Here is a 12,891-nt window from a genome sequence, read left to right on the forward strand (position 1 = left end):
TTTGCGTTTCAGGCGGCCACTTCCGGGCTCGCTTCTTCTTCGATATTCAGCTTCCAGCCGGTGACGCCTTCCCAGTACTGCTGCTCGCGTTCGAGATCCAGCAGCACCAGCGCGTTCTGGCTGAACCAGTCGTGCGGGAAACGCAGCGTCCAGTGATTCTCATCGGTGTTCAGCACCAGCCTCGGCGGCGTCGTGGTCGCCTGGCGCTGATTATTCAGCAGCACGCCGAGGCGCAGCAGCTGGATCAGCGGCAGGAACTGCTTTTTCTTATACAGCGTAAAGCGCGGCAACTCATCGAGCTTAATCGCCTTGCGGTGATAGCGCACCATCGTCGCCATCATCATCTGCTGCTCCTGGTTAAAGCCCGGCAGATCGCTGTTTTGAAGAATATAGGCCGAATGGCGGTGCAACCCGCTGTGATTGATGCCAAGCCCAACCTCATGCAGCATCGCCGCCCACTTCAGCAGCGCCGCCAGCGACGGGTTCGCAAGCTTCGCGTTCTGCTGTTCCCACTGCTCATACATCAGCATGGTGGTATCCAGCACCCGGTGCGCCTGTTCCCTGTCGATATGGTACTGGTTGGCGAGGCTCTGGGCGGTGCGAATGCGGATATCCTGATGGCGGAAACGGCCTTCCATCTCATAGAGCACGCCTTCGCGCAGCGCGCCGTCTGACAGGCGCAGCTCGCGAATAGCCAGCGCGTCGAACACGCCGCAAAGGATGGCCAGGCCAGGCACGAAGACCACTTTACGCTCTTCCGACAGACCCGGCAGGGTGAGTGCCGAAAAATGGCCGAATTTCAGCACTTCATCGCGCAGCATATCGAGGCGATCTGGCGTGATAAAACCGTCTTTTTCGCCCATCTCCACCAGCACTTCATGTGCGGCTTTAATGGTGCCGGAAGCGCCAAGCGCCACGGTCCAGCCTTTAAGACGATACTGCCAGGCGAGGCTTTCGAGCTTTTGTACGGCGGCGAGACGCGCGCGGCGGAAATTATCCGGCGTGATTTCGCCGTTCGGGAAGAAATGCTGCCCGAAGCTGACGCAGCCCATACGGCGGCTTTCCACCAGTTGCGGTTCGAAATCTTCGCCGATGACCAGTTCCGTCGAGCCGCCGCCGATGTCGATAACCAGCTTGCGTCCGCGCTCCGGCTGGGTATGTTCCACACCCATGAAAATCAGACGCGCTTCTTCATTGCCGGAGATAATTTCAATCGGATAGGGGATGACCTTTTCCGCGCGACGCAGAAAATCCGTAGCGTTCGACGCCTGGCGCAGCGTGTGGGTACCCACGATGCAGACGTTAGCGGCGGAAAAACCCTGCAGGCGCTCGGCGAACAGGGAGAGGCAGGCGAGGCCGCGCTCCATCGCCTCTTCGGTCAGCATATTATTTTCATCCAGCCCATCGGCCAGATGTACGCGCTGTTTCAGACGACCAATGATTTGCATGGCGCCATCCACCACACGGGCAATCACCATATGGAAGCTGTTAGAGCCGAGATCGACCGCAGCAAATTCCTCCGGTCGTGGAGCATCAGAAATTATCGGCATAGATTATTCAGGCTGTTCCAGAGATTTTATGTAATCGTAAATCGCCAATTGTGCGCGAACTTTGCGGCGATTGCCACGCGGCACATAGCGATTACTCAGTTCTTTATCCACATAACGGGCTTTCACCGTATCACTGAACAGAATATCAATGATATCCAGAATGCGCTGTTTAAGGCGCGGGTCCAGCAGCGGCGTAGCAACCTCAATGCGGTAGTCGATATTACGCGTCATCCAGTCGGCAGACGACAGATAAACGCGTTTATCGCCGCCATTTTCGAAAATATAGACCCGGTCATGCTCAAGATAGCGGTCTACGATGCTGATGACCTGAATATTATCGCTCAGGCCTTCAAGCTGCGGGATAAGCGAACACATGCCGCGGATCAGCAGGTTAACCTGCACGCCGGAGCCGGAGGCCGCATAGAGGCGGTCCACCAGGCCTTTATCGACGAGGTTATTCAGCTTAAGGGTAATCCCCGACGGCAGCCCCTGCTGCGCGTTGGCGATCTCCTGATCGATCATCTCGTACATCAGGCGGCGTGAGTTTTGCGGCGACACCAGCAGGTAGTCGAAGCTCACCGGCCGGTAGGGGTTCTCGATAAAGTTAAACACCCGGCGCACTTCATTGGTGATGCGTGCATCGGCGGTCAGCAGCGAGTAGTCGGTATAAAGGCGCGCGGTTTTCTCGTTGAAGTTGCCGGTGCCGATATGCGCGTAGCGCACCACGTCGTCACCCTCTTTGCGCGAGATAAGAAACAGCTTGGCGTGGATCTTAAGACCCGGCGCCGAGAAGATCACATGCACGCCCGCCTCGGTGAGCCGTTTCGCCCAGTGGATATTCGCCTCTTCATCAAAGCGCGCCTGCAATTCCACCACGACGGTCACTTTTTTGCCGTTGTGCGCGGCGTGGATCATCGAGTCGATAATGCGCGAGTCTTTCGCCACGCGATAGATGTTGATTTTAATCGCCAGCACGCTCGGATCGAACGACGCCTGACGCAGCAGCTCCAGCACATGCTCGAACGTGTGATACGGGTAGTAGAGCAGCACGTCGCGCTCGCGGATGGCGTCAAAGCCGTTGCGGAATTGATCAAACCAGATGTGGCGCAGGCGCGGCAGCGGTTTGTTGATCAGATTGGCTTTGCCGACATTCGGGAAGCTAATGAAATCTTTGAAGTTATGGTAACGGCCGCCCGGCACGATGGAGTCATAGCGCGAGATAGAGAGCTTTTCGCGCAGCATCTGCACCATCGCGTCCGGCATATCGCGCTGGTAGACGAAACGCACCGGTTCGGCGGTGAGGCGCTGCTTGAGGCTTGAGGACATCAGCTCCAGCAGGCTCGATTCCATCTCATGCACCAGATCGTATTCCGCATCGCGCGTCATCTTCATGGAATAGGCGTTCAGCGCGTCGTAATCGAAAAAGCCTTTGAAAATGTCATCCAGGCAGAAACGCAGAATGTTATCTAGCAGAATCATCGGCTTGCGGCGTCGCGGGGTTTCCGGCGGGAGATTCACAAAGCGCGGCACTTTATCGGCCGGGATCTCCAGCAGCGCATAGCGAATGGATTCGCCGCGAATAATTTCGACCGCCAGATAGGTGTAATCGTCTTTCAGAAACTGCACCAGATCGGTATCGCGATTTATCAGCGTTGGGGTGACGTGCTGGCGCAGGTAGTGTTTGAAGTAGTGGCGCAGCCACACCTGCTGGTTTTCAGAAAGCTGGCGTTCGTTAATCAGGAAGATCTGGTTGCGCGCCATCTCCAGCAGCAGATCGTTATACAAGCCATCGAACTCCTGATCCGCCTTCAGCACCCGAGACTGGATCTTGCCCAGCAGGTGGCGAGAGTGGGAGTTCGAGCCCTGTTCTTCGCTGATGATAATGCGCCGCTTAAGCTCGGCAAACCGGACCTTATAAAATTCATCAAGGTTATTGGAGTAGATGCCCAGAAAGCGCATGCGTTCGATAAGCGGGTTGGTTTTATCCGCCGCTTCCTGCAATACGCGTTCGTTGAACGATAACCAGCTCAGTTCTTTTTCGATATAAAGCTTTTCCTGACCCATTACTACTCACACTCCGGTTGATTAACTCGGGACGTGGCAAATCCGTCTCGGGGTTATTATGGCGAGCTTTGTCATGCTCTGTCCAACTGTGCCAGAAAAGTATGACAGTTATCCGCAGGCTTTCGAGAAACCGACAAAAAAGCCTGTGAAACCGTGATGTTGCCGGGCAAGTTTTCAGTGCCGATGACTGAATTAACGGCAGAGGACAGAAAAAATAAAGGGCCTCGCGGCCCTTTAATCACTCTTCGGAAGCGTAACCCTGCGGTGGGAGCGGATGCCCGTCCAGCCAGGCGCGACCCTCGCGCATCGCGAGGCGACCGTCGATAAACCAGCTTACCACCAGGGGGTAGATGGCATGCTCTTGCGCCTGAACGCGCGCGGTGACGTCTTCTTCGCTATCGCCGGAGAATACCGGGACGCGGGCCTGTAAAATCACCGGGCCGCCGTCCAGCTCGTCTGTCACAAAATGCACCGACGTGCCGTGCTCTTCATCGCCGTTGGCGAGCGCCTGGCGATGCGTATGCAGCCCCGGATATTTTGGCAGCAGGGAAGGGTGAACGTTCAGCAGTCGTCCTTCATAGTGCGCCACGAAGGCCGGGCTCAGAATGCGCATATAGCCTGCCAGCACCACCAGATCCGGCGCGTAAGCGTCTATCTCCTGCATGAGTTCGCGGTCAAACGCCTCGCGGCTCGCAAAATCGGCTGCGCTTAACGCATGGGCGGGAATATCGGCTTCGCGCGCGCGTTCGAGGCCGAACGCGTCGGCCTTGTTGCTGAAGACGGCGCTAATCACGCCGTTGATTTTCTTCTGCGCGCAGGCGTCGATAATGGCTTGTAAATTACTGCCGCTGCCGGAAATCAGCACTACGATGCGCTTCATTACGCGATAACCACGCGTTCCTGGGCATCGGAGGCTTTAATCGCGCCGATTTTCCACGCGGTTTCGCCAAGGCTGTTGAGCAGTTCTACGGCTTTATCTGCCTCTGTGGCTGGCAGGGCGATAACCATCCCGACGCCGCAGTTAAAGGTGCGGTACATCTCATGACGGCTGACGTTGCCCGCCTGCTGCAGCCAGTTGAAGACGGCGGGCCACTGCCAGGAGGCTTCATCAATCACCGCCTGGGTGTTGTCCGGCAGCACGCGCGGAATGTTTTCCCAGAAGCCGCCGCCGGTCAGGTGGGCGATGGCGTGAACTTCAAGCTTCTCAATCAGTTCCAGCACCGGCTTCACATAGATGCGGGTCGGCGCCAGCAGGTGATCGGCTAGCGGTTTGCCGTCAAGCTCGGTGGCTTGCGGGTCCGCGCCGCTCACTTCAAGAATTTTACGCACCAGCGAATAGCCGTTGGAGTGCGGGCCGCTGGAGGCCAGCGCTACCAGCACGTCGCCGTCGGCGACTTTCGAGCCGTCGATAATCTCTGATTTTTCCACTACGCCGACGCAGAAACCGGCCACGTCATAGTCGTCGCCGTGATACATGCCCGGCATTTCCGCCGTTTCGCCGCCGACCAGCGCGCAGCCGGACTGCAGGCAACCCTCTGCGATACCGTTAATCACGCTTGCCGCGGTATCCACATCCAGCTTGCCGGTCGCGTAGTAATCGAGGAAGAACAGCGGCTCGGCGCCCTGTACCACCAGATCGTTAACGCACATCGCCACCAGGTCGATGCCGATAGTGTCGTGACGCTTCAGATCCATCGCCAGACGCAGCTTGGTGCCGACGCCATCCGTCCCGGAGACCAGTACCGGCTCGCGGTATTTCTGCGGCAGCGCGCAGAGGGCGCCGAAGCCGCCCAGGCCGCCCATCACTTCCGGACGACGGGTTTTTTTCACGACGCCTTTGATACGGTCGACCAGAGCGTTACCAGCATCAATATCAACACCGGCATCTTTATAGCTGAGAGAGGTTTTGTCGGTCACTGCTAAAGTCCCCACGCGGTTGCGGTTGGTGGTAGTAGAGAAATCGCGGCAATTCTAACAGTCCAGGCAAACGTTTGCGAGCGCTTGTTGCGCTGAATAAAACACACTTATAAGATGACTGACTTCTGTTCGGTTGATCCCGATCAAGCCCATTACGTATGGCGCAGCCTGCAAAAAGCGGTATAATCCGGCGATTTTTTTTGTGGTTGCCATCTTGCTGGGGAGAAAGAGAATGAAGATCGTTGAAGTGAAACACCCGCTGGTTAAACACAAGCTGGGCCTGATGCGCGAGCATGACATCAGCACCAAGCGTTTTCGTGAACTCGCCTCTGAAGTGGGCAGCCTGCTGACCTATGAAGCTACGGCCGATCTGCTGACCGAAAAAGTGACCATCGAAGGCTGGAACGGCCCGGTGGAAATCGAGCAAATCAAAGGCAAAAAAATTACCGTTGTGCCTATCCTGCGCGCCGGTCTTGGCATGATGGAAGGGGTGCTGGAGAACGTCCCGAGCGCGCGCATCAGCGTGGTCGGCGTTTACCGTGATGAAGAAACTCTGGAGCCGGTGCCGTATTTCCAGAAGCTGGTCTCTAACATCGACGAGCGCATGGCGCTGGTTGTCGACCCGATGCTGGCGACAGGCGGTTCGATGATCGCCACCATCGACCTGCTGAAAAAAGCGGGCTGCACCAGCATTAAGGTGCTGGTTCTGGTTGCCGCGCCGGAAGGCATCAAGGCGCTGGAGAATGCGCATCCGGATATCGAACTCTATACCGCGTCCATCGACAAGGGGCTTAACGAGCACGGGTACATCATTCCGGGCCTCGGCGATGCGGGCGATAAAATATTTGGTACGAAATAAACATTAAGCCGACTTATTAGTCGGCTTTTTTTTGGTCCCACACTTAAACATCACACATCAACACTCTTGAGGAAAACGCTATGACGCGCCGTGCTATCGGGGTAAGTGAACGTCCGCCGCTCTTACAGACTATCCCGCTTAGTTTGCAGCACCTGTTCGCCATGTTTGGCGCAACCGTGCTGGTGCCCATCCTGTTTCATATCAACCCGGCCACCGTGCTGCTGTTTAACGGCATCGGAACGCTGCTATATCTCTTTATCTGCAAAGGCAAAATCCCGGCGTATCTGGGCTCAAGCTTTGCCTTTATCTCCCCGGTGCTGCTGCTGTTGCCGCTTGGCTACGAGATGGCGCTTGGCGGGTTTATCGTCTGCGGCGTGCTGTTCTGTATCGTGGCGCTGATTGTGAAAAAAGCGGGCACCGGCTGGCTGAACGTCATGTTCCCGCCTGCCGCGATGGGCGCGATTGTCGCGGTTATCGGTCTTGAGCTTGCAGGCGTCGCCGCCAATATGGCAGGGCTGCTGCCAGCGGAAGGCCAGACGGCGGATTCCACCACCATTACTATTTCGCTGGTCACGCTGGCGGTCACGGTGTTCGGCTCGGTGCTGTTCCGCGGCTTCCTTGCGATCATCCCGATTCTCATCGGCGTACTGGCGGGCTATGCGCTCTCTTTCGCGATGGGCGTGGTGGATACCGCGCCGATTGCCAATGCCCACTGGTTCGCGCTGCCGACGTTCTACACGCCGCGCTTTGAATGGTTTGCCATCTTCACCATTCTGCCTGCGGCGCTGGTGGTGATCGCCGAACACGTCGGGCACCTTGTGGTGACGGCGAATATCGTGAAAAAAGATCTTATTCGCGATCCGGGCCTGCACCGCTCGATGTTCGCTAACGGTTTCTCGACGATCATCTCGGGCTTCTTCGGCTCCACGCCGAACACGACCTATGGCGAAAATATCGGCGTTATGGCGATCACCCGCGTCTACAGCACCTGGGTTATCGGCGGCGCCGCGATTATCGCGATTTTGCTCTCCTGCGTCGGCAAACTGGCGGCGGCGATCCAGATTATCCCGGTACCGGTGATGGGCGGGGTTTCACTGCTGCTCTACGGCGTGATCGGCGCCTCCGGTATTCGCGTACTGATTGAATCTAAAGTGGATTACAGCAAGGCGCAGAACCTAATCCTGACCTCCGTAATCCTGATCATCGGCGTCAGCGGCGCGAAAGTCCATGTCGGCGCGGCCGAGCTGAAAGGCATGGCGCTGGCGACGATCGTTGGCGTGGCGCTGAGCCTGATTTTCAAACTTATCAACGTATTGCGCCCTGAAGAGACGGTGCTTGACGCTGACGAGCAGGAAAAATCGCCGCAGTGATCCTCCTGCCGGGCGGCGCTGTCCGCCCGGTTCAACAGCGAAGCGATTGTGTGATAGACTCAATGCGTTTTTTCGCATGTCCTTGAAGAGGTCCTTCTGAACACACCGGCACAGCTCTCCTTGCCGCTCTGGCTGCCCGATGACGAAACGTTTGCCAGCTTCTGGCCGGGCGACAACCCCTCTTTATTAGCCGCACTCCAGACGATGCTGCGTCACGACCGCAGCGGCTACATCTATTTCTGGTCCCGGGAGGGGGGCGGACGCAGCCACCTGCTACATGCCGCCTGCGCCGAGCTTTCGCAACGCGGAGACGCGGTCGGCTATGTGCCGCTGGATAAACGCACGTGGTTTGTCCCGGAAGTGCTGGAAGGCATGGAGCAACTCTCGCTGGTGTGCATCGATAATATCGAGTGCATCGCAGGCGACGAGCTCTGGGAAATGGCTATCTTCAATCTGTACAACCGCATTCTGGAATCAGGCAATACCCGGCTGCTTATCACCGGCGACCGGCCGCCGCGCCAGCTGAACCTGAAGCTGCCCGATCTCGCCTCGCGCCTCGACTGGGGGCAAATCTACCGGCTCCAGCCGCTCTCCGATGACGATAAGCTCCAGGCGCTGCAACTGCGCGCGCGGATGCGCGGTTTCGAGCTGCCGGAGGATGTGGGCCGTTTTCTGTTAAAACGCCTCGATCGCGAAATGCGCACGCTGTTTCTGACGCTCGATCAGCTCGATCGCGCTTCGATCAGCGCCCAGCGCAAGCTGACGATCCCGTTTGTAAAAGACACGCTCGGGCTGTAAAAGCCGTCGTAGAAAGAAGAACGCCGCGAGAAGCGATCGCGGCGTTTTTTTTAGAGGATGTCCAGCACCTGTTCCGGCGGGCGCCCCAGCCGGGCTTTGCCATCGCTCACCACAATCGGGCGCTCAATCAGTTTCGGGTTAGCCACCATCGCCTGGATCAGCGCTTCTTCGCTGAGCGACGCGTCGGCCAGATCCAGCGTTTTGTAGAGTTCTTCTTTCGTGCGCATCAGTTCACGCGCCTGGCTGAACCCGAGCTGTTTCAGCAGCGTTTTGATCGTCGCCGCATCCGGCGGCGTCTCCAGATACAGCACGACATCAGGCTCAATGCCGCGTTCGGTCAGCAGGCTCAGGGTTTCGCGGCTCTTCGAGCAGCGCGGGTTATGGTAAATCGTCACGTCCCGGGACATGGTCTCTCCTGTTACATTTTTTCGTAAGGGCGGAAGCGCTGTTGCAACTGGCGGATCTGATCGATACGAGCGTCATAGCGCGCCTGTTGCAGACTGCCAAGTTTCACCTGCGAACTGGCGCTGCTAAGCAGCGTAATCGCCTGATCAAGTTTACCCAGCAGCGCCATCACTTCGGCGCGCGCCGCTAACTCCTGATCGCGATTGCCCAGCGCCGCCTGCGCCTGGGCCAGCAGATCCCAGCCGTTGGTGTCATCAGGCCAGGTGAAGGTGTAGCGGTTAAGAATAGTCACCGCCTGCGTCGGCTGACTGCCCTCCAGATACGCGTTGGCGAGGTTAAGCTGCAACACCGGATTGGTTTTCAGATCCGGCGCGCTTTTCAGACGGTCAATCGCCTCCTGCGCTTTGTGCTCGCCAAGCGAAATATCGGTGGCGAGGTCAAGATACCAGGCGTTGCCCGGCTGCGCGCGCAACAGCGGCTCCAGCTGCTGGCGCGCCTCGGCGAAGCGTTTATCCTGCATCGCCTGCAAGGCGCGGCCATACTGCGCGGCGTGCTGTTCGCGCTGATTGCCTTTGGCGAGCGAATCCAGAATATCGCTGGTGAGCTGGTTGCGCCCGGAGTTGTACATGCCCAGTGTGCGCACCTTCGCCATGTAAAACGCCTCGGAGGATTGCGATACCACCGGGCGCATCTGGTTCGCGCGATTACGGGCGTCCGCCAGACGGCTTTCCGGCAGCGGGTGCGTGAGCAGAATTTCCGGCGGGCGTGTGGAGTAGCGCGCCTGGTCGAGCAATTTTTCGAGGAAGGTCGGCATCGCCTGCGGATCAAAGCCGGAGCGTTGCAGCACCTGGATGCCGATGCGGTCGGCCTCCTGTTCGTTCTGCTGGGTAAAGCTGATGACGCCCTGCTGAGTACCGGCGAGCGTGCCGGTGAGCGCCGCCATGCCCGCCTGCGGGCTCGCCATCGCCAGCAGTATAGAGCCGAGCGCGCCGACCCAGGTGAGCGGGGCGCTGCGCTTTTGATCTTCCATCGCGCGCGCCAGATGGCGCTGGGTAACGTGGGAGATTTCGTGCGCCATCACCGAGGCGAGCTGGCTTTCGTTATCGGCATAGCGGAACAGCGCCGAGTGCAGCACCACGTTGCCGCCGAAAAAGGCGAAGGCGTTAATTTCGTCGTTATTGATGAGATAGAAGTGGAAAGGGGTTTTTACCGAATCGGCGTGCGAGACCAGACGCATACCCAGCCCGTTGATATATTGCACCAGTAGCGGGTCGTTAATCAGGGGCGCGCTGCCGCGCAGCTGACGGACGTAATAATCGCCCATCTGAAGTTCCTGACCGATAGAGAGCGTGCTGCCCGCTGACGTGCCCATATCCGGCAAACCGTCGGCCGGATCCGCTGCAAAGGCGGGCACAAGCGGGCCTGCCAGCATACTGCCGATAAGCGTTGCAACCAGTGTCGTTTTCAACTGCCTGAACATAGCCTCTTTCCCGTCTGTATAGAGTCTCTTTTGACCCGCCCGGCATCGCTTTGTTCAGTCTGCGCGCCTGGCTGGGAAGTCCGTTTTACAAATGCGTCGGGAAATCATATTCATCCGACGGCGGGTTGTCTGCCAGGGGGCACAAAAATCACGGTCTTTTTTGTGACATTTCGATACAATTCGCCCTCGCGCCTGTGCCGTCACCCGTCAGGGAAGGTCTTTTATGCTTGAAATGTTAACCCAGTGGTATCGTCGTCGCTTCAGCGATCCGGAGGCGATAGCGCTGCTGGCGATTCTGGTCGCCGGTTTTTGTATCCTCTTCTTTCTCCACGGTTTGCTGGCGCCGCTGCTGGTGGCTATCGTCCTCGCTTATCTGCTGGAATGGCCGACTTCACGGTTGCAACGCATCGGCTGTTCGCGCGGGCTTGCCGCGACGCTGGTGCTGGTGCTCTTTATCGGCATTGTGCTGGTAATGGCGTTCGTGGTGGTGCCGGTGGCCTGGCAGCAGGGGATTTACCTGATCCGCGATATTCCCGGCATGCTCAATAAGCTCTCTGATTTTGCGGCGACGCTGCCGAAGCGCTTCCCGGCGCTGATGGACGCGGGCATTATCGATGCGATCGCTGAAAATATGCGCACCCGCATCATTACGCTTGGCGATTCCGTCGTGAAATATTCGCTCGCCTCACTGGTGGGCCTGCTGACGCTCGCCATCTATCTGATCCTGGTGCCGCTAATGGTGTTCTTTTTGGTTAAAGACAAAGAACAACTGCTCAACGCGGTGCGGCGCGTGCTGCCGCGCAACCGCGGCCTGGCAGGCCAGGTCTGGGTGGAGATGAACCAGCAGGTCACCAATTACATTCGCGGCAAAGTGCTGGAGATGATTGTGGTGGGTGTCGCCACGTGGATAGGCTTTCTGATTTTCGGGCTTAACTATTCGCTATTACTGGCGGTGCTGGTGGGCATTTCCGTGCTCATCCCGTATATCGGCGCGTTTATGGTGACCATTCCGGTGGTATGCGTGGCGCTGTTTCAGTTCGGCATGGGCACGGAGTTCTGGAGTTGCTTTGCGGTATATCTGATTATTCAGGGGCTGGACGGCAACGTGCTGGTGCCGGTGCTGTTCTCAGAGGCGGTGAATCTGCATCCGCTGGTGATTATTCTCTCGGTGGTGATTTTTGGCGGGCTGTGGGGGTTCTGGGGGATTTTCTTCGCCATTCCGCTGGCGACGCTGATTAAAGCGGTGGCTCACGCCTGGCCGGAAACGACGCCGACGGCGCAAGAGTAACGTCGTACAAGCCGGGCAGGCATTGCGCCGCCCGGCAACGCGTATTCAGGCGTGCTCTTTCAGCCAGGCCATTACCACATCGTGGTGATTGCTGGTTTTGAAATCATTGAACACATGCTCGATTTTGCCTTCGGCATCGATCAGAAAGCTGATGCGATGAATGCCGTCATAGGTTTTCCCCATAAAGGATTTTTCGCCCCAGACGCCAAACTGATCGCTCACCTGATGATTTTCATCCGAGAGCAGCGTGAAATTAAGCAGCTCTTTTTCAGCGAAACGCGAGAGCTTTTCAGGTTTATCAGTGCTGATGCCCAGCACTTCCACACCCGCTTTTTTCAGGTCATCCATATTATCGCGCAGCCCGCATGCCTGGACGGTGCAGCCCGGCGTCATGGCTTTGGGATAGAAATAAACCAGAACACGCTGTCCCTGGAAGTCGGTCAAATTTACTTGTTCACCGTCCTGATCGGGCAAGCTAAATTTCGGTGCGATATCACCGGCTTTCAGTGGATTCATCACTACACTCCATCCTGTTCATCTTGCTGTGGATAATTAACCACGCTAATAGTGCCTTGCGCGTCCAGCTCTGTACAGAGCTGGCGGAAAGGCCGTTCGATAATCGTCGCATCCTGTGAGGCCGGACTGTGCGCCGTTATCTGAATATAGAGCTGTGCGGACTTATTTTCCTGCGCAGGCTGCGTACGCGAGATAAGTTCAGCGATATTCATGTCATGAGAATGGAACAGTTCGGTGAAGCGCTCAATCAGATGCGGTGAGTCTTCTACCTCTACCTGTACCCAGACGGACGCCGGCATCGCCTGGCGCGGACGGGCGGTGGTGCGTTTCATCACAATCAGCAAATCCAGCTCGGCGCCCTTAAGCGGCAACGTGGATTCAATCAGCGTAATCGCGTTCCAGCTGCCGGACAGCAACATGATGAACGTGAACTCCTCTCCCAGCATCGCCAGACGGCTATCTTCGATATTGCAGCCGCAACTGCTGACATGGCGGGTGATAGTGTTAACGATACCCGAGCGGTCGGCGCCCAGCGCGGTAATCACCAGATAATGGGGGGATGAGGATGTCAAACCTGTGCTTCCTGTTGAAACGATGAATTAATCCTTAGGAAACCATAAAAAAATCCGCCATACAACCGCATA

At 57.3% G+C, this 12,891-nt stretch carries 12 protein-coding genes; 4 read left to right on the top strand and 8 right to left on the bottom strand.

Annotation, left to right across the window (positions count from 1 at the left end):
* Positions 1-8: 8 nt before the first annotated feature.
* The 4 genes from ppx to purM all read right to left on the bottom strand — a co-directional run bounded on the left by ppx (position 9) and on the right by purM (position 5,531).
* Positions 9-1,550, bottom strand: coding sequence for an exopolyphosphatase (ppx, locus tag AB8W27_RS05520; protein ID WP_015742078.1), 1,542 nt, complete (start codon positions 1,548-1,550; stop codon positions 9-11).
* 3 nt (positions 1,551-1,553) lie between these two features.
* On the bottom strand, positions 1,554-3,614 hold the full coding sequence (gene ppk1 / locus AB8W27_RS05525; RefSeq protein WP_015742077.1) for a polyphosphate kinase 1: 2,061 nt from the start codon (positions 3,612-3,614) through the stop codon (positions 1,554-1,556).
* 238 nt (positions 3,615-3,852) lie between these two features.
* Positions 3,853-4,494: a phosphoribosylglycinamide formyltransferase gene (gene purN / locus AB8W27_RS05530; protein WP_015742076.1), complete on the bottom strand. Its 642-nt coding sequence runs from the start codon at positions 4,492-4,494 to the stop codon at positions 3,853-3,855.
* Positions 4,494-5,531: a phosphoribosylformylglycinamidine cyclo-ligase gene (gene purM / locus AB8W27_RS05535; protein ID WP_015742075.1), complete on the bottom strand. Its 1,038-nt coding sequence runs from the start codon at positions 5,529-5,531 to the stop codon at positions 4,494-4,496. The genes purN and purM overlap by 1 nt, the downstream gene beginning before the upstream one ends.
* A 232-nt stretch (positions 5,532-5,763) precedes the next feature.
* Here purM and upp point away from each other — a divergent pair, with 232 nt between their 5' ends.
* The 3 genes from upp to AB8W27_RS05550 all read left to right on the top strand — a co-directional run bounded on the left by upp (position 5,764) and on the right by AB8W27_RS05550 (position 8,558).
* Entirely contained in the window at positions 5,764-6,390 is a 627-nt protein-coding gene (upp, locus tag AB8W27_RS05540; protein ID WP_015742074.1) for a uracil phosphoribosyltransferase, read from the top strand.
* 80 nt (positions 6,391-6,470) lie between these two features.
* Positions 6,471-7,760 carry a uracil permease gene (uraA, locus tag AB8W27_RS05545; protein ID WP_041923810.1) on the top strand — a complete coding sequence of 430 codons (1,290 nt, stop codon included), beginning with the start codon at positions 6,471-6,473 and terminating at the stop codon, positions 7,758-7,760.
* A 96-nt stretch (positions 7,761-7,856) separates the two neighbouring features.
* Positions 7,857-8,558, top strand: a complete 702-nt coding sequence (locus AB8W27_RS05550; RefSeq protein WP_015742072.1) for a DnaA inactivator Hda — start codon at positions 7,857-7,859, stop codon at positions 8,556-8,558.
* Positions 8,559-8,608: 50 nt separating this feature from the next.
* Here the strand turns inward: AB8W27_RS05550 and arsC are convergent, their stop codons facing one another.
* Complete coding sequence (arsC, locus tag AB8W27_RS05555) at positions 8,609-8,965, bottom strand: arsenate reductase (glutaredoxin) (protein ID WP_015742071.1); 357 nt, start codon at positions 8,963-8,965, stop codon at positions 8,609-8,611.
* Between the two features lie 11 nt (positions 8,966-8,976).
* A complete protein-coding gene (gene bepA, locus AB8W27_RS05560) occupies positions 8,977-10,443 on the bottom strand; it encodes a beta-barrel assembly-enhancing protease (RefSeq protein ID WP_015742070.1) in 1,467 nt (488 codons plus the stop codon).
* A gap of 223 nt (positions 10,444-10,666) precedes the next feature.
* On the opposite strand from bepA, the gene AB8W27_RS05565 reads away from it, so the two are divergent.
* Positions 10,667-11,731, top strand: a complete 1,065-nt coding sequence (locus AB8W27_RS05565) for an AI-2E family transporter (protein ID WP_007763141.1) — start codon at positions 10,667-10,669, stop codon at positions 11,729-11,731.
* A gap of 45 nt (positions 11,732-11,776) precedes the next feature.
* Here AB8W27_RS05565 and bcp read toward each other — a convergent pair whose 3' ends face one another.
* Together bcp and AB8W27_RS05575 are read right to left on the bottom strand one after the other, a co-directional pair.
* Positions 11,777-12,247: a thioredoxin-dependent thiol peroxidase gene (bcp, locus tag AB8W27_RS05570; protein ID WP_015742069.1), complete on the bottom strand. Its 471-nt coding sequence runs from the start codon at positions 12,245-12,247 to the stop codon at positions 11,777-11,779.
* A 2-nt stretch (positions 12,248-12,249) separates the two neighbouring features.
* Positions 12,250-12,819: a glycine cleavage system transcriptional repressor gene (locus tag AB8W27_RS05575; protein WP_041923809.1), complete on the bottom strand. Its 570-nt coding sequence runs from the start codon at positions 12,817-12,819 to the stop codon at positions 12,250-12,252.
* Between the last annotated feature and the right edge of the window lie 72 nt (positions 12,820-12,891).

Origin of the sequence: Cronobacter turicensis, from assembly GCF_041222865.1 — a bacterium.
In the GTDB taxonomy this organism is placed as follows: Bacteria; Pseudomonadota; Gammaproteobacteria; order Enterobacterales; family Enterobacteriaceae; genus Cronobacter; species Cronobacter turicensis.

Excerpts from the sequence above, each read along its gene's own strand:
- bepA (WP_015742070.1), bottom strand. The coding sequence starts at position 10,443 with ATGTTCAGGCAGTTGAAAACGACACTGGTTGCAACGCTTATCGGCAGT.
- ppx (WP_015742078.1), bottom strand. The coding sequence starts at position 1,550 with ATGCCGATAATTTCTGATGCTCCACGACCGGAGGAATTTGCTGCGGTC.
- bcp (WP_015742069.1), bottom strand. The coding sequence starts at position 12,247 with ATGAATCCACTGAAAGCCGGTGATATCGCACCGAAATTTAGCTTGCCC.
- ppk1 (WP_015742077.1), bottom strand. The coding sequence starts at position 3,614 with ATGGGTCAGGAAAAGCTTTATATCGAAAAAGAACTGAGCTGGTTATCG.
- purN (WP_015742076.1), bottom strand. The coding sequence starts at position 4,494 with ATGAAGCGCATCGTAGTGCTGATTTCCGGCAGCGGCAGTAATTTACAA.
- arsC (WP_015742071.1), bottom strand. The coding sequence starts at position 8,965 with ATGTCCCGGGACGTGACGATTTACCATAACCCGCGCTGCTCGAAGAGC.
- uraA (WP_041923810.1), top strand. The coding sequence starts at position 6,471 with ATGACGCGCCGTGCTATCGGGGTAAGTGAACGTCCGCCGCTCTTACAG.
- AB8W27_RS05565 (WP_007763141.1), top strand. The coding sequence starts at position 10,667 with ATGCTTGAAATGTTAACCCAGTGGTATCGTCGTCGCTTCAGCGATCCG.
- upp (WP_015742074.1), top strand. The coding sequence starts at position 5,764 with ATGAAGATCGTTGAAGTGAAACACCCGCTGGTTAAACACAAGCTGGGC.